The organism is Streptomyces sp. CA189 (genome assembly GCF_056428985.1).
This window is the reverse complement of sequence record NZ_JBWJVM010000046.1, coordinates 33,673-51,133: the sequence shown is the minus strand read 5'-3', so window position 1 is coordinate 51,133 and position 17,461 is coordinate 33,673. Positions and strand designations below refer to the sequence as shown.

Below are 17,461 nucleotides of genomic sequence, written 5' to 3'. Positions count from 1 at the left end.
CCGCGGGTCCTTCCGGAGGATCCGCGGGGCGGGCGGGGTCGTGTGCGCGTGGAGGGTGTGGAGCGCGTGGAGGGCGTACTCAGCCGGAGGCGGGTGCCGTCCAGTCGTCGACCGTCCGCGACGGGTCCAGCGCGATCGGAAGCCGCTCCAGCCCGCGGAACGCGGGGAAGGGCCCCTTGAGCCACTCCTCCTCGCCCGCCCCCCGCGTCGCCAGGACCATGTCGGGGAACCGGTCGAACAGGGTCGTCAGAGCGGTCTCCAGCTCCATGCGGGCGAGCGGGGCGCCGAGGCAGTAGTGGGGTCCGTGGCCGAAGCCGAGGTGGGTGCTCTGCAGTCCCTCCCGCGTCACGTCCAGGGTGTCCGGTGCGGGGAACTTCTCCGGATCGCGGTTCGCCGAGGCGATCGCGATCTGCACGAGAGAACCCTTGGGGATGGGGGTTCCCCCGATCTCCATGTCCTCGATGGCGTACCGGAACGTGGAGGTCTCCACCGAGCCTTCGAACCGGACGAGCTCATCGATCGCGTGGGGCAGGAGTTCCCGGTCCTCCTGAAGGAGGTGGAGCTGATCGGGGTGCGTCAGCAGGTCGAAGACGGCGTTCCCGATCTGGTAGGTGGTGGTCTTGTGCCCGGCGAAGAGCAGCACCCAGATCATCGACACGAGTTCGTCGTCGGTCAGGGACCCCCCGTCGTGCTGTGCCTCGATCAGCACACTGAGGAAGTCCTCCGAGGGGCGCGCGCGTTCGCGGGCGATGAGGCCGGTGAAGTAGGTCCGCAGCCAGTTCTCGGCCGCGGCCAGGTCACTCGCCATGTCCTTGCTGAACCGGGCGCGCGTCACGTTGCCGAACCACTTCAGGACGTCCGTGCGCTCGTCGCCGACGATTCCGAGCAGTTCGCAGATGACCATCACGGGAAGCGGAAGGGCGAACGACGCCATCAGGTCGACGGGAGAGTCCGTCGGGCACCGGTCCAGCAGTTCGTCGGCGATCTCCTGGATGCGCGGGCGCAGGTCTTTGACGTGGCGCGGTGTGAAGGCCTTGTTGGCGATCTGGCGCAGCCGGGTGTGCCGGGCGCCGTCGGCGAAGAGCAGGTTGTCGTCGAGCGCCTCGCACGTGTCCCCGAAGACGGCGTGGTAGAGGTCGGGGCGCTCGTGCATGTCCTTTCCGATGCGCGGATCGGAAAGCACCTGCAGGGCATCGTCGTACCGGGTGATCAGGTACGTCGCCACCCCGTTCCGCGTCGTCAACCGGGCGACGGGGGCCTGCTCGCGCAGTGACTGGTAGACCGGATAAGGGCACGTCCGGTACTCCGGCGTGCCCATGGACACGGCTGCCACGGCTTTGTCGACCGGGAGGCCGTCACTCACTGCCACTGCGGGTTCGGTCGTCACGGGCTCAGACCTCTCGTGGGGCTCGACTGTCCAGCCACCTCACTCCCTCTGCCCGGGGGCCGAAAAACGCCGAAAAACACGGATTACCCCGTTCGGGCCCGAAACTACGCCCGCCCGAGCGGATCGGCCGGGTCCCCGTCCTGTCCCGCGAACACCCGCGCGGGACGGCCGTAGGGTCCCCCCATGCCGGACATCGCAGACCTCACCCCGCCGGACGACGGCAGTCGCCACCGGATCGACGTCCACCACCACTTCTGCGCCCCGGAGTGGTTGGAGTGGGCCGAGGGCCAGGGCCTGGTGAACCGGAAGGCCCTTCCGCCGTGGGCGCGCTGGGATTCCGCGGCGGCCCTGGACCTGATGGACCGGGCCGGCATCGCCACCGCCGTCCTCAAGCCGATGCTGCCGGCGCGCTACGCGACCTCCGCGCAGCTCCGCGAAGCCACGGCCGTCACCCTGCGGGCGGCGGCGGAGGTGGCGGACGCGCATCCGGGCCGCTTCGCGTTCCACGCCCCGCTGTTCCTCGACGACCCGGAGGTCTCGCGCTGGGCGCTGCGGCGCGGGCTCGACGAGCTGGGGGCGGTGGGGGTGAACGTGACGGCGAACTACGGGGGCGTCTACCTGGGCGATCCCTCCTACGACCCCCTCTTCGCCGAGCTCGACGAGCGGTCCGCCGTCGTGGACACCCATCCGCACAACCTGCCGCTGCCCGGCGGGGGCGCGGGCGGAGGCCCGGGGGCGGTGGCCGTTCCGGGGATCCCGCACTTCCTGTGCGACTTCCTCCTGGACACGACGCGGGCCGCGCTGAACATGATCCACAAGGGCACCCTGGACCGGTTCCCGAACCTGTCGGTGATCCTGCCGCACGCGGGCGGCTTCCTCCCGCACATCGCCACCCGCGTACAGGCCTTCGCGGGCGCGCTCACTCCGCCCGTGGAGCCGGCGATGGTCCGGGACCACCTGCGCCGCTTCTACTACGACACGGCCGGGCCCATGTCCCCTGCGGGCACCCTGCTGGCGATGGCGGACCCCGACCGCATCCTCTTCGGCAGCGACTGGCCGGCGTGCCCGGCGGCGATGGTCACGGACATCGCCCTGCCGGCGCTGGCGGACGACCCCGCGCTGACACCGGCTCACCGTCGGGCGGTCAACCGGGACAACGCGCTGCGCTTGATGCCGAGCCTGGCTCCGCTGAGCCCGGCGCGCGTCTGAACAGCGACTCGGCCGGAACCCGGTTCTCTGCGGAGTCTAGGATCCACACGGCGGTCAGCGCAGAGCAACGACCGGTCCTCGACAAGAGAATGGAAGGCTGATCGTGGCCCGTTACATACGCGTGGGAGCGGTTCTGCTCATCGGGGGCCTGATCGCGGGCGGCACGGTGTGGGGCGGGGTGACGTTCGCCGAAAGCATGGAAGCCGAACTCGGCGACCCCGCCGCGGTTGCCACCGCGGCCCCCGCCGAGCGGCCCGTCGGTGACGTCCTCACCGCTGCGCAGCGCGCCGACCTCGGGCCCGACGTCGCCACCGGCCGCGAAGGCGGCGACGCGGTCGCCACCGCCCACGCGGCGGTGTGGGAGGACAAGGACATGCGCCTGGCGAAGATCCCCGTCGTCCTCACCAACCCCGGGGATGCGCAGCGGCGCGTCGAGATGCGCCTGAGCGTGTACTCCGCACGCGGCGAGGGGGCGCACTCGCTGTGGGAGGGAACGGTGGACGCCGACGGCGAGCTGGCCCCCGGCAAGTCGGTGGTGACGCATGTGATCGTGCAGGGCGTACGTGACCTAGCGGCGTTGAGGATCGAGCTCCGGCAGACGTCCGGCGAAGGCTGACCCCGTGGTGAGCCGTGGCCGGCCCGCCCGCGGAGCTATTTGCGCAGCAGGGTGACCACCGCCGCGCCGCCCAGGCCTATGTTGTGCGCCAGGGCGACCCGCGCCCCGGGGACCTGGCGGGGGCCCGCCTGGCCGCGGAGCTGCCAGACGAGTTCCGCCGCCTGCGCCAGGCCCGTCGCGCCCAGGGGATGGCCCTTGGAGATGAGGCCGCCCGAGGGGTTGACCACCCAGCGGCCGCCGTACGTCGTCGCCCCCGACTCCACCAGTTCCCCGGCGCCGCCGTCCTCGCACATGCCCAGCGCCTCGTACGTCAGCAGCTCGTTGATCGAGAAGCAGTCGTGCAGCTCGATGACGTCCACGTCCCCGATCCCGAGCCCGGACGCCGCGAAGACCGCCCGCCCCGCCGCCGCCGTCATCGGTTTGCCGACCACGTCGATGCAGGAACCGGAGGAGAAGGACGCCTCCGTGTCCGTGGTCATCGACTGGGCGACGATCTCCACCGCCCGGTCCCCGAGCCCGTGCCGCTCCACGAAGCGTTCCGATACGACCACGGCCGCCGCCGCCCCGTCCGAGGTCGGCGAGCACTGGAGCTTCGTCAGCGGCTCGTGGATCGTCTTCGCCGCGAGGATCTCCTCCACCGTGTACACGTCCTGGAACTGCGCGTTCGGATTGTTCGCCGAGTGCCGGTGGTTCTTCGCCCCGACCGCCGCCAGCTGCGCGGCCGTGGTCCCGTAGAGCTTCATGTGCTCCCGCGCCGCGTTCCCGAAGATCTGCGCGGTCGGCGGGGACATCTCGAAGCCGTGCCCGGCGGCCATGATCCCGTAGTGCCGGGCGACCGGGGAGGCCTTGAAGGATTCATCAGCGGCTCCGCCGCGGGCCCCGCCGTCCGCCCCGCCGCCCAGCGCGCCGCGCTTCATCTTCTCGAAGCCGAGCGCCAGCACGCAGTCGTTGATCCCGCCCTCCACGAACTGCCGCGCCATCATCAGCGCCGTCGAGCCCGTCGCGCAGTTGTTGTTGACGTTGTAGACGGGGACCCCGCTCAGCCCCAGCTCGTACGCGGCCCGCTGGCCGGCCGTGGAGGCCTGGAAGCAGTAGCCGACCGGTACTTGCTCGACCAGCCCGTAGTCGATGCCCGCGTCCGCGAGCGCCGCGTCGCCGGCCTCCTTGACCATGTCCCAGTACTGCCAGTCCCGCGACTCCGGCTTCTCGAACTTCGTCATGCCGACGCCCACGATGTACGACTTCATGTGTGTCCCCACTGCCCTTCAGTCCTTCGGTTCAGTCCCTGGGAAGGCCGAGAATGCGCTCGGCGACGACGTTGAGCTGGACCTGTGTGGTGCCCCCGGCGATGGTCAGGCAGCGGGACATGAGCATGCCGTGCACGGCCCGCTTCCCCGCTCCCTCGCTCACCGCGCCCGCCGGGCCCAGCAGTTCGAGCGTGAGCTCGGCGGTCCGCTGCTGGTGCGGGGTCTGGACGAGCTTGCGTACGGACGCGCCCGCGCCCGGCTCCAGTCCGGAGACCTGCTGGAGCGTGGTGCGCAGCCCGATGCAGGCCAGCGCGTGCGCCTCGGCGGCCAGGGCTCCGATCCGCACCCGGTACCCGCCTTCGAGTTCGGCGGAGCGGGCGAGCAGCGCCTCCAGGCCGGTGTCGAAGGTCATCTGGTCGGCCATGTGGACGCGTTCGTTGCCGAGGGTGTTGCGGGCGACCTTCCACCCCCCGTCCTCCGCGCCCACCAGGGCGTCCGGCGGCAGCGGCACGTCGTCGAAGTAGACCTCGTTGAAGAGGGCCTCGCCGGTGATCTCCTTGAGCGGCCGGACGTCGATCCCGGGGGTCTTCATGTCCACGATGAAGTAGCCGAGCCCCTTGTGCTTGGGGGCGTCCGGGTCGGTGCGGGCCAGCAGGATCCCGTAGTCGGCGCTGTGCGCGGAACTCGTCCACACCTTCTGCCCGTTGACCAGCCAGGAGCCGTCCCCGGAGGCCGAACGCTCCGCCTTGGTCCGCAGCGAGGCGAGGTCCGAGCCCGCGCCCGGCTCGGAGAAGAGCTGGCACCAGGTGACGTCCCCGCGCAGCGTGGGGAGCAGGTAGCGCTCCTGCTGCTCGGGGGTGCCGTAGGCGAGCAGCGAGGGGACGACCCAGGTGGCGATCCCGAGGTCGGCGACCTTGACCCCGGCGGCCGCCAGTTCCTGCTGGACGACGAGCTGTTCGACGGGGCCGGCGCCGAGCCCGTACGGGGCCGGCAGATAGGGGGCCGCGTACCCGGTGGGTGCCAGTACCCGGCGGGCGGTGGCGGGGTCGAGCCCGGCCGCGTCCGCGATGGCGCTACGGGCCTTCGCGCGGTGGGTCTCGGCCCGCGCGGGCAGCTCCAGGCGCAGTTCGCGCCGGGCTCCGGCGGCGGCGAGCCGCACGGCGCGGACCCGGTGGCCGTCGCCGGGGCCGAGAAGCTGGCGGGCGACGAGGGAGCGGCGGAGGTAGATGTGGGCGTCGTGCTCCCAGGTGAAGCCGATGCCGCCGAGCACCTGGACGCAGTCCTTGGCGCAGGAGTACGCGGCGTCCAGCGCCGTCCCGGCGGCCAGCGCGGCCACCAGCGAGCGCACCTCGGCCGGCTCCTCGGTGGCCTGCGCGGCGTCCCAGGCGAGCGCCCGGGCCTGCTCCACCCGCACCAGCATGTCGGCGCACAGGTGCTTGATCCCCTGGAACTGCCCGATGGGCCGCCCGAACTGCTCGCGCACCTTCGCGTACTCGGCGGCGGTGCGCAGCGCCCAGGCGGCGGTGCCGCAGGCGTCGGCGGCGAACAGCACGCAGGCGAGGTCCCGTACGAGGGCGGCGTCCAGTTCCAGCAGGGCGCCCGGCCCGGCGGTGACCCCGCGGGCGCGGACCTCGGCGGTGGGCCGGGTGGGGTCGGCACTGTCCTGGGTACGGACGTCCAGCGCGGCGGCGTCGACGGCGAACCAGCGGGTCCCGTGCGCGGTCTCGGCGGCGAGCAGGACGAGCTCGGCCTCGCCCGCGCCCAGCACCGGCGGCGCGGTCCCGTCGAGGAGGTACCCGCCCTCCACGGCCACGGCGGTCAGGTCCCCGGGCCCGAGCGCCACGGCCCCGACCCGACCGCCGAGGGGTTCGGCCCCGGCCCGGTCCAGGAGTACGGAGGCCAGCACGCTCGGCAGGTACGCCCCGGGCAGCGCCGCCCGGGCGGCCTCTTCCACCGCGACGGCGAGGTCGAGCAGGGTCCCGCCCTCCAGGTGCGGCTCCAGCAGCCCGGAGGCGAGCAGCCCGTCCCAGTAGGCGGGGCGCGACCCCGTCTGCGGCGGGGTGTCGAGGAGCTTGCGCACCTCCTCGGGCGGCACGGCCCGCGCGACCCAGCCGCGCACGGCTTCGGCCAACTCCCGCTGTTCCTGTGTGATTCCGATGCCCATGCGCGGCAGAGTAGAACACGTTTCATTCTGACGGAAGGTCAGAACTGAAACGTGTTCTCGATTTGACGGCGCCCGGTGCCGAGACGAGGGGCCCGCCGGGGAGCCCGTCGGCGGCGGTGGTACGCCACGGTGACGACCGCCAGCAGCGGCCCCCAGGCCAGCAGGGGCAGGTAGCAGGCCGTCATCACCCAGTACGCCACGCCCGTTGGGGAACCGGGGGCGCCCATGTTCCCCGGGTCGTTCCAGCCGATGGCCCCCAGGACTCCCAGCAGGGTGAGCGCGGCGGCCCCCAGACCGGCGGGGATCACGGCGGCGAGCGGCCGGACGACCCTGCCGCCGATCAGCGGCAGCCAGTGCGGAGCGACTTCGCCCCAGCGCTGCACGAGGCCCAGGGCGAGGAATCCCAGCACCTCGGCGAACACGCTCAGGCCGATCATGTAGAGGGAGAACCCGCTGCCGAACCTGACGTCCGCCAGCGGGTCGCCCCCGGAGAAGCCGAGCGGCACTCCGCACGCTCCGGCGATCCGCCACAGCCCGGTGGGCAGCGGGGCGAGCGCGGCGAGCTGGGCGAGCCGCACCACTCGGCGGCTCGGTCGGCGCTCCACGGCCGCTCTCATTCCTTGTCCCCCGAGTTCGCGGAGTTCGTGGAGTTCGCAGACGGGTTCGGCGGGAGCACGTGCACGACCTTGAAGTCGCCGCTCTCGGCGATCTCGTACGGTGCGGCGCTCAGGCACTTCGGCACCTCCAGACCCTCGAAGCCGGACACGGCCCAGCTGTAGCCGACCCGGTCCTTCTTCCCGTCGCCCTTCCCGTCGTAGACGGTGAAACCGACGCGCTTGCCGACGGCACCGGGGGGCAGGTCGGAGCTCGTGATGATGCCGGTGGCGGTCGCGACCGGACCGCCGGTCAGCAGGCAGTCGATACGGCCTTCGGCGTACGCGCCCTGCTTGCCGTCGGCGGTGTAGTGGCTGAACCGGAAGGTGCCGCGCGAGGTGCCGGCCGGGGCGTCCGGCTCGTCGGGCTCGGCCGGGGCGAAGCCGTGTGCGTCGAAGGAGAAGCGGACCTGCTGGCCGTCCTCCCGGTACATCTTGGCGGAGCCGGTGAGACTCGATTCCTTCGGCGCCTTCCTCGCCCCATCCGAGACGGAGGCGAAGGCGGAGGCAGAGGCGGAGGCGGAGACGGCGAGGCCGCCGATGACCGCCAGTGCGGTGATGCCGACGACGGACGTACGGAGAGAGACACTGCGCGACATGGTGAACTCCTCGATCCCGGCGGCCGGTTGAGCCGCTGTTCGGTGTGGCATCAGCCTCTGCCACCGGGACGGTCCGGGACCATCGGCCGAAGGGGAGATCCCCTCGGGGGCCCGGCGGACCCTCTATGCCGTTCGGCAGAGGCCGCCGGCCCGGACAGCCCCTAAGGTCGTGGAGGTGAAGATCATGGGCATGGCACACCGGGACCGCGCGGTCGTCGGCGTCGTGGCCGCCGCCTGCTGCGCCGCCGCACTCTTCCTGGGCGTACGGACGCTGCCGGCTCTCGCGGCCGCCGGAATCGCCCTCGCCGCCTTCGGCTGCCTGCCGCGGTCGCGCGCGTGGACCGGAGCCGCCACCGGCGGCGCCGGCGGCCTGCTCCTGGTGGCCGCGTTCGCCTGGCCCGGACACGGAACGGCCGAAGGAGCGGCGTGGCACATGGTGGCCGTAGGAGCGGTGCTGCTGCTCCTGACGGCGGCGGTGCGCTGGTCGCCCCGGCGGCAGCTCCTGACGGGCGGCGGGCTCGGCGCCGTGGCCGTCGCCGTGTGGACCGTCCCGCTCGTACCGGAGGCCTCCTTCTTCGAGCGCCTCGGCCTGATGGCCTTCTGGTCGGCGCCCATCGTCGTCTCGGCCGTCATCGGCGGCTATCCCCGCCTGATGGCGGACCGCCGCCGGCAGGCGGTCCTGGCGGCACGCCGCGCCCAGCAGCTCGAACTCGCCCATGATCTCCACGACTTCGTCGCCCACGACGTGAGCGGCATCGTCGTGCAGGCCCAGGCGGCCCGGTTCGTGGCCGAGCACGATCCGGCGGCTGCGGCCCTCGCGCTGGAACGGATCGAGCGGGCCGGACTCGCGGCACTGGAATCGATCGACCGGACGGTCCGGATGCTGCACGCGGCCGACGAGAACACCGGCGAGAACACCGGTGACGGCGGTGCCGACGGTGACAGCGGCGACAGCGGCGGCCCGGCCGGAGGCGGGGCCGCCGGCGGCGCCCGTACGGTCCTCCCGGGCACTGGCCAACTCCGCGAGGTCGTGGACCGGTTCAGCGAGACGGGCCAGATCCGGGCCCGCCTCGACCTGGCTCCGGACGTCGCCGACGCCCTCTCCCGCGAGGGGGCCGCCACGGTCCACCGGGTCGTGGTGGAAGCGCTCACCAACGTGCGCCGGCACGCGCCGGGAGCGGCCGGTGTGCGCGTCGCGCTCAGCACGGACCGTACGACCGTCGAGGTCAGCGTGACCAACGACGGCGGCCGCGGCCGCTCTTCGCACCTGCCCACGCTCCCCCGCCTCGAACGGGGCGCCCGGGGCGCCCGGGGCGCCCGGGGCGGCGGCGGACTGCTCGCGCTGGCCGAACGCGTCCGCGCCTCCGGCGGCACCTTCGCCTCGGGCCCGCACCAGGACGGCTGGCGCGTGATCGCGACACTTCCGGCCACCGGATCGCACGCCACGGCATCATGATCCCGTGACCACCCGCATCCTGATAGCCGACGACCAGGAAGACGTGCGCAACGGCTTCCGGCTCATCCTCGACTCGCAGCCCGACATGACCGTCGTCGGGGAGGCGGCCGACGGCGAGACAGCGGTCGAACTCGCCCGTACGCTCCGGCCCGACGTGGTGATCGCCGACATCCGGATGCCGCGCCTGGACGGCCTGGAAGTGACCCGGCTGCTGGCGGGCCCGAACGCCGAACACCCCGTCCGCGTCGTCGTCGTCACGACGTTCGACCTCGACGACTACGTGCACACCGCACTGCGCAACGGCGCCTGCGGCTTCCTGCTGAAGCGGTCGGGCCCCAACCTGCTGATCGAGGGCGTACGGGCGGCGATGGCCGGGGACACCCTGATCAGCCCGCAGCTCACGGTCCGGCTGCTGCGCGGCCTGTCCGCGCCGCAGGCCCGACCGGATGCCCGACCGCAGGCCGCGGCCGAGGACCCCCTGACCGTGCGGGAGCGCGAGATCGCCCTGCTCGTCGCACGCGGACTGACCAACGCCGAGGTCGGCGCCGAGCTGTTCATCTCGCCGGGCACCGCCAAGACCCATGTCGCCAACATCCAGGCGAAGCTGGCGGTGCGCAACCGGGTGGGCATCGCCGCGTGGGCGTGGGAGACCGGCCTGGCGAGCGGTACCTGACACCGTTCTTTCACGGACGTCAGGACCGTTCGTAGTAGTAGCCCTCGCCGTGCGAGGGGCCCACGTTGTGCTGGAGGCCGGCCGGCAGGCTCTTGGTGAAGAAGGAGGGGTCCAGGACCCCGCAGAACTGGCTGGTGGACTTGGACTTGTCCACCGCTGCCGCGCCGATGTTGATCCGGGTCCCGCCGGAGGCCAGGGACGTCACCTTGGCGATGTTCTCGCAGTGGCCCATGTTGGAGTCGCTGATCAGCCGGACGGCCCCGGACCGGCTGATGGTCACCGTCCCCGGCTGGTTGATGTTGAACTGCCCCTTGTAGGTCCAGGTGCCGGCGAAGTACGCGGGGACCGCGTCGGCGCCGCCGGACGAGCCTCCGCTGGGCGAGCCGCCACCGCTCGGCGAGCCTCCGCCGCTCGGCGAGCCCGATCCCCCGGGGGTGGCACTCGGGGCGGTGCCCGTACCGGTGCCGGCGCCTCCGGCGGGGGTGCCCCCGCCGCCCTGGCTCGCGCTGCTGCCGCCCGGGGTGCCGGAGCCTCCGCCGGGGGTGCCCGCGCCCGCAGCGGCGGCCTGGCCGTCCGGCACCGGTACGGGAGGGCTCTGGGCGGCCTGCGGACTCTCGGGGTTCGGATCGGCCGGGGCGGCGGGCGAACCGCTCGCCGCCGAAGGGGGGCCCGAGGACGCGCCGGGCGTCACGGGCGCACTGCTCGCCGGGGGCGCGGCCTGCGACCCGCCGCCACCGCCCCCGAACGGCTGGAGCAGGGCCACCGTGCCTCCGCCGACGGTCAGCACCAGGACGGCGGGCACGGCTATGGTCCAGCGCCGCCGGGCCCCGCGCCGCTCGTTCTCCGCAGCACCGCTCCCGACGGCCGGTCCGGTCACCGGCGCGGCCACCGACCCGCCGACCGGCTCGACGACCTCGACGACCTGCTCGCCGGACCCGCCGGACGCACCGGCCTCGCCACCGGCCCCGCCCGCCTCCGGCCGCAGCCCGACCGTCTCCCGGTCGAGGGGCTGCCCGTCCCCCGTGGCCCCGCCTTCCACCACCGCGGGTACCGCCTCCGCGTCGAGCAGCCGGGCCGCCTGCCGGGCGAGCCGCTCCACCACCTCGGGCGGCAGCCACGCCCCGCCGCGCACCGCCGGGCGGACCCGCTCCGGGTCCGCCAGCAGCTCGTCCACGCCCGGCCGTTCCTCGACGCCCTTGACCAGGCAGCGGCCGATGAGCGCGCGCAGGGAAGGGTCGGCCACCCGCTCCAGGGCCGGTTCGCCCTCCACGATCTGGAACATCACCGCGTGCTGGTTGCTGGCACCGTGCCCGAAGGGCAGCTCGCCCGTGGCCGCGTACATCAGGACACAGCCGAGCGTGAACACGTCGCTCTTCGCCCCGGCCCGCTGGCCGCGCACCTGCTCGGGCGACATGAACCCGGGCGAGCCGACGACCATACCGGTGCTGGTGAGCAGCGATTCGACGGAGGTCTCCAGGGCGCGCGAGATCCCGAAGTCGATGACCCGGCTGCCCTCGACGGTCAGCATGACGTTCGACGGCTTGAGGTCGCGGTGCACGATCCCGGCCGTGTGGATGTCCTTCAGCGCGTGCAGCAGCCCGTCCGCGAGGGCGTGTACGGAGTCCACGGGCAGGGGGCCGTGCCGGCGCACGATCTGCTCCAGCGAGAGTCCGGGTACGTATCCGGTGGCCACCCAGGGCCGTTCGGCGTCGGGGTCGGCGTCCAGGACGGGCGCGGTGTACCGCTCGCCCACCTTCCGGGCGGCGTCGATCTCGCGGCGGAAGCGGGCCCGGAACTGCGCGTCGGCCACGTGCTCCTCGTGCACCACCTTCACGGCGACCGTACGCCCGCCCTCGGAACGGGCCAGGAACACCCGGCCCATCCCGCCGGCGCCGAGGCGCCCGAGCAGCAGGTACGGCCCGATCCGGCTCGGATCCCCCGCCGAGAGTGGCTTTATGCCGCCGTCGACGTTGTCATCACTGCCGCCACCCTGCCCCTTGCTGGTCCCGCTGCCCATGCTGCCCGTCCCCCGGTGATCCCCTGCGGCGGACCGACCGGCCCCGCCCCTCCGAACTCGGCCAAGGGTAGAGGCAGTTCGTCGACCGCCATGAGGAAGGGGGGTGGTCCGCGGCATTTCGTGCCACGCACCACCCCCCGCCGTTCGTCCCGGGCCCTCCACGGAGGACTCGGAACTCGGGCCTACTTGAGGCCGTATCCGCCGTGCCCGGCGTAGACGCTGTCGTAGACCCGGCGTTCCCCGGTGGCGTCCGACACCACGTTGTGCACCGTGCCGCCCACGACGAACGTGGTCGAGCCACCACCGTCGAGGTTGAGCGCATCGATGGCGCCGAGATCCTGCATGATCTTCGCCAGGTCGAAGATGCCCACCCCGTTACGGACAGGGTCGGACCGGACCCCACCGGTGACGGTGACGAGGAGCGTACGGCCGTAGCCGTCGACGCCCAGGGCGGTGCGAGGGTCGTTCGCGGGGTTCTGCAGCTCGGTGGCCTGCATCACGCCGTCGCGCATGAGGAGGTACGTACCGTTCACGACGTCGATGGACGGGTGCGCGGGGTCGAGCGGCAGCACGTCGCCGACGGCGTCGGTCGCCTTCTGCGTGTAGGAGAGGGTGGACCCGACGACGGCGTGCTCACGGAGCCACTTCTCTCCGCCACCCGCCGCGTCCACCTTGTTGAGAGCGGGGTCGCGCTCCCCGGCCACCTGGTTTCCGATGCCCTGGAAGACCCTGCCGCCCGCGGGGATGGCCATGCCGCCCAAGGTGTTGTCGACGGCAACGACGACGCCCGCGGCGTTGACGGCCACCTCGATGCCCGCGGCGTTGTCCGCCTTCACGAAGTTCGAGTGGTTGGCCTGCGGAGTCGTGGCGCCGTACTCGGAGGTGAAGACGACGATCTCGCTGTCGTCCTCGAAGAAGTACTTCCCGTTCAGGATGTCCCGGCCGGACTCGTCGAGGTAGACCCTCTCCCCCTCCGTGGTGGTCCTGAAGGGGATCAGCCGGTCGTCATCACCCTGCTTGCACGTGGGGACCCAGCCTGCGTAGCGGTTGGCCGCGTCGACCTCCCGCGAAGCGCCGTCCGATGCGGTCAGCCGGAGCTCGGTCTTCACCTTGGAGATGTAGGGACGCCCGTGCTGGAGCACCACGGATTCACCCACGTTGAAACAGGAGACGCCTTGTACGACATCCCCTTGAACGGTCGCCCCGGTCGGGACCGACAGCTCTTCCTCGATCAACGCGGAGGCCGCGTCCTGCCCCTTCTTGGGCACGGAGAAGCCGCCGTTGACGCCGACGTACGGCTGCGGCTGCGCCGTGCCCGTACCGACGGTCTTCAGCATGTCGGTCGTCTTCTCCCGCTCGCTCACCGACTTGCCCACGGTGCTCGACAGGGAGATCCCGCCCAGGTCGGGATCGATGGAGACCACGCGGACGACGCGGTCGTCCACGTCGCTCGAATACGTCGTCCTCGTGATCCCGTCCGCGACCACGAGCTCGTGGGGGGTGAAATTGTCGATGAGGGAATTGACCTTACCGACGCCCTCGCCCACGGGGACATCGGCCGCGAAAGCGGGCATCTGGGTCAGGGACAGCGAGCCGAAGGCGAGTGCCACGGCGGCGAAGCGGTTGCCGAAGCGGCGTGCAGAGCGCGTGTTGGTCGACATGGTCAGCACTTCCCTTCATCGGCGACCAGCTTGTGCGAGCTGAAATCGAGGTCGTAGAGCGTCGGAACGGTGGTTTCCTCACCCGGCTGCACGACGAATGCCCGGTACCCGCCCGTCCACGTGCCGGAGTAGCCGGCGTCCTTGTAGAAGCACGCGACCTGGGTCGTGCGGTTCGAGACGGACACGACCTTGTTGTCCCACGACGTCGTGCCGTAGTCCCTGTTGCCCTTGCCCCCGTTACCGAGGTCCTCGGTCTGCGCCGTCACGGAGCCGATGCCCCGCCCGCTCGGCTCCCGGAAGATGCAGAGCAGCCCCGCCTTGCAGCGCTCGTATCCCGTGTAGCAGCCGGCCTTCGACTTCGCGAACTTGTGCGACGACGGCGTAACCACCTGGGTGCCGTCCAGGGGGCCGGAGGTGTAAGTCGGCATGTCCAGCCCGGCGTGGCCCGGCCGGACCGCCTGGATCCGGGACCCGTAGCTGTCCTCGTTGTACAGGCAGGCCCAGTACGTCGTCGAGTTACGGACGGAGACGACGGTCTTGCCCGCCAGGGCAGCGTCATCGGTGTAGTTCAGCCGGGTGTCGGTGGAACCGAACTGCGCCGACGTACCGGTACCGCCCGAGCCCGTGTACAGGCAGAGCCTGTCAGCACCACAGTCGTCGTAGCCTGCGGCCTGGGCCGGTGCCGCCTGGATCCAGACCAGAGCCGCGGCCAGGATCCCCAGCACGAGACCGGCCGCGGGTATGCGGCGTAGAGAATACTTAAAGATCTTCACGGTCGTGACCATAGCGGTTCACTTCCGGACCCTTTCGGGCGCCACCGTGAAGCGGCGCCCGTGCCGGTCAGAGACCCCGGACGAAAGCCGCGAAGGCGGCGGGGGCGACGGTGAAGACGGGGCCGTCGGGGACCTTGGAGTCCCGGACGGCGATTTGGCAGGGCTGGGGGGCGATCTCCACGCAGCAGCCACCGGTGTCACCGCTGTACGTGGACTTGTGCCAGGCGGCGGCGCCGAGCGGGGCGCACTCGACGCAATCACCGCCGGTGTCACTGCTGTACGAGGACTTACGCCACCGCGCGCCCGTCAGGTTCTGGATGGTGTCCATAGCGTTCCTCCATTACGCGGGCGATCAGTTCCGCCGATTTCTCCACGGAGAGCGCGGCGGCCTGCAGGTGATCGTAACGGAGCGAACCCTCCCTGAGGGCTTCCGGATTGGCCGTCATGTGCCCCTGCACGAAGTCCTCGGTGTAGACGAGATCCGGGTCGTCGTCGAAGCGCAGGAGGTTGAACGAGCCCGGCAGCCCCGCGTGCGCGCCCGCCTCGAAGGGCAGGATCTGCACCCGCACCCACTCCCGGTCCCGCAGCTCCAACAGGTGGGCGAGTTGGCTTCGCATCACCTCCCGGCCGCCGATCTCCTGGTGCAGGACGGCCTCGCTGAGCACCACCCACATCAGCGGCGGGTGCTCGCGGTCCAGGATCCGCTGCCGCTCCATGCGGGCGGCCACCTGCGCGTCGAGGCGCTTGTCGTGCCGCACGCCGAGCACGGCCCGTGCGTAGGCCTCCGACTGCAGCAGTCCGTAGACCAGCTGCGCCTGGAAAGTGGAGATGTAGGTCGCCTTCGCCTCCATCTCCGCGTACGCCTGGAACCAGGTCGGCAGCTGGCTCCGTAGCACCAGCCCCACCAGGCGGGAGAACACCCCGCCCGTGTCCAGCGCGACGTCGATCCGTTCCGAGAAGTCGCGGGTCGGGACCTTTCTCGCCGTCTCGATCTGCCCGATCAGCGAGCCCGCGCAGAAGATGATGTCGCCCAACTGCCCCTGTTTGAGCCCTGCGGCCTCCCGCAGGCGGCGCAGTTCGGCGCCGTAGTAGTCCAGCGGGGAGGCGCTGGGATCGAGGCTACGGATGTTGACCATGGAGCGGTCACCCCCAAGTACACGCCAGGCGGCGTTCGTTTCGGTCCATAGCCGAGCGTAACGACGCCGCCTCACCCTGATGTCATGAATCTCACAACTGGCCCCTCATCAGCAGGAATTGACGGCAGCTATCGCATGGGCTTCACCGTCGGTGACCATTCGGCCCGACACATGCGCCGCATCCTGCGGATGTTCCTCACCCAGTGGGAGCTCGACGCCCTGGCCGACGCCGCCGAGCTCGCGCTCACCGAGCTGGTCGCCAACGTCGTGCGCCACGTGCCCGGACGCGGCTGCGCGGTCCTCATCCTGCGGCAGCCGCACGGACTGCGCGTGGAGGTCTCCGACGGCTGTCCATCGCCCCCACGCCCGGCGCCCGACTCCGGGGAGTTGAGCGAGGGCGGGCGCGGCCTGCTCCTGGTCGAGGCGGTGACGGACCGCTGGGGCACGGACGCGAACTCCACGGGCAAGACCGTGTGGTTCGAGTGTGACGCCGGGCCGTGAGCGTCCGAGCAGGATCACGAGCGTTCGAACGCCGTGAACGAGGGGTCCGTCGGCTCGTTGTCGCTCAGGTCGGCGCCGATGAACAGGCCCTTGTACTTGAAGATCCTGGCCGTGGAGACGCCGTCGTGGAAGCTGCGGACATCACGCTCCTTGCCGGTGGCGGCGTCGAGGACGTACAGGTCCTCGTGCCCGAGCGCCGAGGTCGGGCTCGTACTGACGATCACCGTGACCTTGCCGTCGTGGAGGTTCAGGCCGAGACCCTGGGTGTGGTCGAGTCCGGTCTTCCAGACCTGCCGGCCGGTGGCCAGGTCGAAGGCGACCGCGTCGTGGCGGGTGGCGCCCTTCCCGTAGTAGCCGGCCAGGGCGTAGAGCCGGGTGCCGTCCGTCGCCGCCTCGAGCGGTTTCTTGCCGTCGAGGGTGCCGTAGGCGCCGATGTAGTCGATGGGCGGATTGGGGCGGCCGTCGTTGCCGAAGGAGTGGAAGGCCCCGTCCTTATAGCCCACCACCAGCGGGTCGGCCGAGATGACGGACGTGGCCGCGTCGTAGCGGACCGGCTCGCGATCGCCGAACGGGGTGGACCACAACAGCGCGCCGGTGGCGGGATCGAAGGCGGCCGCGTGCAGTTCGGCGCCTACGGGGACGCCGCCGCTCGTTCGCTTCTCGGGGCCGCCGCAGGCGAGGAGGGCGGCGACGTGCCGTTTGGCCGGCGCGGCTTCGCGGGGGACGCAGTTCTTGGGAACGGCCGCCGTCCAGCGGGACGCGCCGGTGCGCACGTCGACGGCGCGCAGACCCTGGTCGGCGAGTACGGCGAAACCGCCCCCGGCGGCCACCGGGTCGGGCTCGAAACCGCCCTCCCCGTCGGCGGCCGGGATCGGCGCGCGCCAGATCTCCCGGCCGTTCTTCATGTCGATGGCGGCGACGGCGGTGCAGAGTTCCCGCTTGGACGAGGCGGGTCGGGTCTCGTCGTCGCGGGTGACGAGCAGGACGGAGCTGTCGAGGTCGGCCTCGGCGGCACAGATCTCGGAGCGGCCGGGCGGCCGGTACTCCCAGGCCCGCTTTCCCGTACCGGCGTCGTAGCCGGTCACCGCGTCGGAACGGCTCCGCACGAGGGTGTCGCCGGCCAGCCAGGCCCCGTTGCCCTGCTTGGAGGCCTTGCCGTCCGCCGGGGTCTTCCAGGCGATGTCCATGGAGTCGCCCGGGAAGCGTTGCGTGACGGCGAGGCATCCGGCGGTGACGGCGCCGATCAGGACCATGGCGGCGCCGCCCGCGATCAGCGTGCAGCCGAGCCGTCCGATGCCGTTGGGCACGTCGTCGTCCGTACGCGTGGCCATGTTCACTACCCCCTGGTGCGACGCCGCCGGATGACAGG

The 17,461-nt window shown here is 71.9% G+C and carries 16 protein-coding genes; 5 read left to right on the top strand and 11 right to left on the bottom strand.

What is annotated here, in order from left to right; translation table 11 throughout:
• Positions 1-79: 79 nt before the first annotated feature.
• Complete coding sequence (locus tag AC061S_RS28585; protein WP_478688763.1) at positions 80-1,387, bottom strand: cytochrome P450 family protein; 1,308 nt, start codon at positions 1,385-1,387, stop codon at positions 80-82.
• A gap of 183 nt (positions 1,388-1,570) precedes the next feature.
• Between AC061S_RS28585 and AC061S_RS28580 the strand changes: the two genes are divergently transcribed.
• Both AC061S_RS28580 and AC061S_RS28575 read left to right on the top strand, forming a co-directional pair.
• Complete coding sequence (locus AC061S_RS28580; RefSeq protein ID WP_478688762.1) at positions 1,571-2,596, top strand: amidohydrolase family protein; 1,026 nt, start codon at positions 1,571-1,573, stop codon at positions 2,594-2,596.
• A 103-nt stretch (positions 2,597-2,699) separates the two neighbouring features.
• Entirely contained in the window at positions 2,700-3,212 is a 513-nt protein-coding gene (locus AC061S_RS28575) for a hypothetical protein (protein ID WP_478688761.1), read from the top strand.
• 35 nt (positions 3,213-3,247) lie between these two features.
• Here AC061S_RS28575 and AC061S_RS28570 read toward each other — a convergent pair whose 3' ends face one another.
• The 4 genes from AC061S_RS28570 to AC061S_RS28555 are packed head-to-tail and all read right to left on the bottom strand — an operon-like array spanning position 3,248 to position 7,875.
• Complete coding sequence (locus AC061S_RS28570; RefSeq protein WP_478688760.1) at positions 3,248-4,459, bottom strand: thiolase C-terminal domain-containing protein; 1,212 nt, start codon at positions 4,457-4,459, stop codon at positions 3,248-3,250.
• A 31-nt stretch (positions 4,460-4,490) separates the two neighbouring features.
• On the bottom strand, positions 4,491-6,623 hold the full coding sequence (locus AC061S_RS28565; RefSeq protein WP_478688759.1) for an acyl-CoA dehydrogenase: 2,133 nt from the start codon (positions 6,621-6,623) through the stop codon (positions 4,491-4,493).
• 38 nt (positions 6,624-6,661) lie between these two features.
• The gene (locus AC061S_RS28560) at positions 6,662-7,228 is read right to left on the bottom strand and encodes a hypothetical protein (protein WP_478688758.1); all 567 of its coding nucleotides are present in this window, start codon (positions 7,226-7,228) and stop codon (positions 6,662-6,664) included.
• 8 nt (positions 7,229-7,236) lie between these two features.
• Positions 7,237-7,875, bottom strand: coding sequence for a hypothetical protein (locus AC061S_RS28555; protein WP_478688757.1), 639 nt, complete (start codon positions 7,873-7,875; stop codon positions 7,237-7,239).
• Positions 7,876-8,059: 184 nt separating this feature from the next.
• Between AC061S_RS28555 and AC061S_RS28550 the strand changes: the two genes are divergently transcribed.
• Together AC061S_RS28550 and AC061S_RS28545 are read left to right on the top strand one after the other, a co-directional pair.
• Positions 8,060-9,331 carry a sensor histidine kinase gene (locus AC061S_RS28550; RefSeq protein WP_478688756.1) on the top strand — a complete coding sequence of 424 codons (1,272 nt, stop codon included), beginning with the start codon at positions 8,060-8,062 and terminating at the stop codon, positions 9,329-9,331.
• Positions 9,332-9,335: 4 nt separating this feature from the next.
• Positions 9,336-10,004, top strand: coding sequence for a response regulator (locus AC061S_RS28545; protein WP_478688755.1), 669 nt, complete (start codon positions 9,336-9,338; stop codon positions 10,002-10,004).
• Between the two features lie 19 nt (positions 10,005-10,023).
• Here the strand turns inward: AC061S_RS28545 and AC061S_RS28540 are convergent, their stop codons facing one another.
• The 5 genes from AC061S_RS28540 to AC061S_RS28520 form a co-directional block, all read right to left on the bottom strand.
• The gene (locus AC061S_RS28540; RefSeq protein ID WP_478688754.1) at positions 10,024-12,021 is read right to left on the bottom strand and encodes a serine/threonine-protein kinase; all 1,998 of its coding nucleotides are present in this window, start codon (positions 12,019-12,021) and stop codon (positions 10,024-10,026) included.
• Positions 12,022-12,203: 182 nt separating this feature from the next.
• Complete coding sequence (locus AC061S_RS28535) at positions 12,204-13,682, bottom strand: phosphodiester glycosidase family protein (protein WP_478688753.1); 1,479 nt, start codon at positions 13,680-13,682, stop codon at positions 12,204-12,206.
• A gap of 2 nt (positions 13,683-13,684) precedes the next feature.
• On the bottom strand, positions 13,685-14,455 hold the full coding sequence (locus AC061S_RS28530) for a peptidase inhibitor family I36 protein (protein ID WP_478688752.1): 771 nt from the start codon (positions 14,453-14,455) through the stop codon (positions 13,685-13,687).
• Positions 14,456-14,522: 67 nt separating this feature from the next.
• The gene (locus AC061S_RS28525; RefSeq protein WP_478688751.1) at positions 14,523-14,783 is read right to left on the bottom strand and encodes a DUF397 domain-containing protein; all 261 of its coding nucleotides are present in this window, start codon (positions 14,781-14,783) and stop codon (positions 14,523-14,525) included.
• Complete coding sequence (locus AC061S_RS28520) at positions 14,743-15,591, bottom strand: helix-turn-helix domain-containing protein (protein WP_478688750.1); 849 nt, start codon at positions 15,589-15,591, stop codon at positions 14,743-14,745. Before AC061S_RS28520 ends, AC061S_RS28525 begins: the two co-directional genes overlap by 41 nt.
• A gap of 84 nt (positions 15,592-15,675) precedes the next feature.
• Between AC061S_RS28520 and AC061S_RS28515 the strand changes: the two genes are divergently transcribed.
• A complete protein-coding gene (locus AC061S_RS28515) occupies positions 15,676-16,092 on the top strand; it encodes an ATP-binding protein (protein ID WP_478688749.1) in 417 nt (138 codons plus the stop codon).
• Positions 16,093-16,106: 14 nt separating this feature from the next.
• On the opposite strand, the gene AC061S_RS28510 is transcribed toward AC061S_RS28515, so the two are convergent.
• Positions 16,107-17,423 (bottom strand): outer membrane protein assembly factor BamB family protein, encoded by a 1,317-nt coding sequence (locus AC061S_RS28510; protein ID WP_478688748.1) that lies wholly within the window; start codon positions 17,421-17,423, stop codon positions 16,107-16,109.
• Between the last annotated feature and the right edge of the window lie 38 nt (positions 17,424-17,461).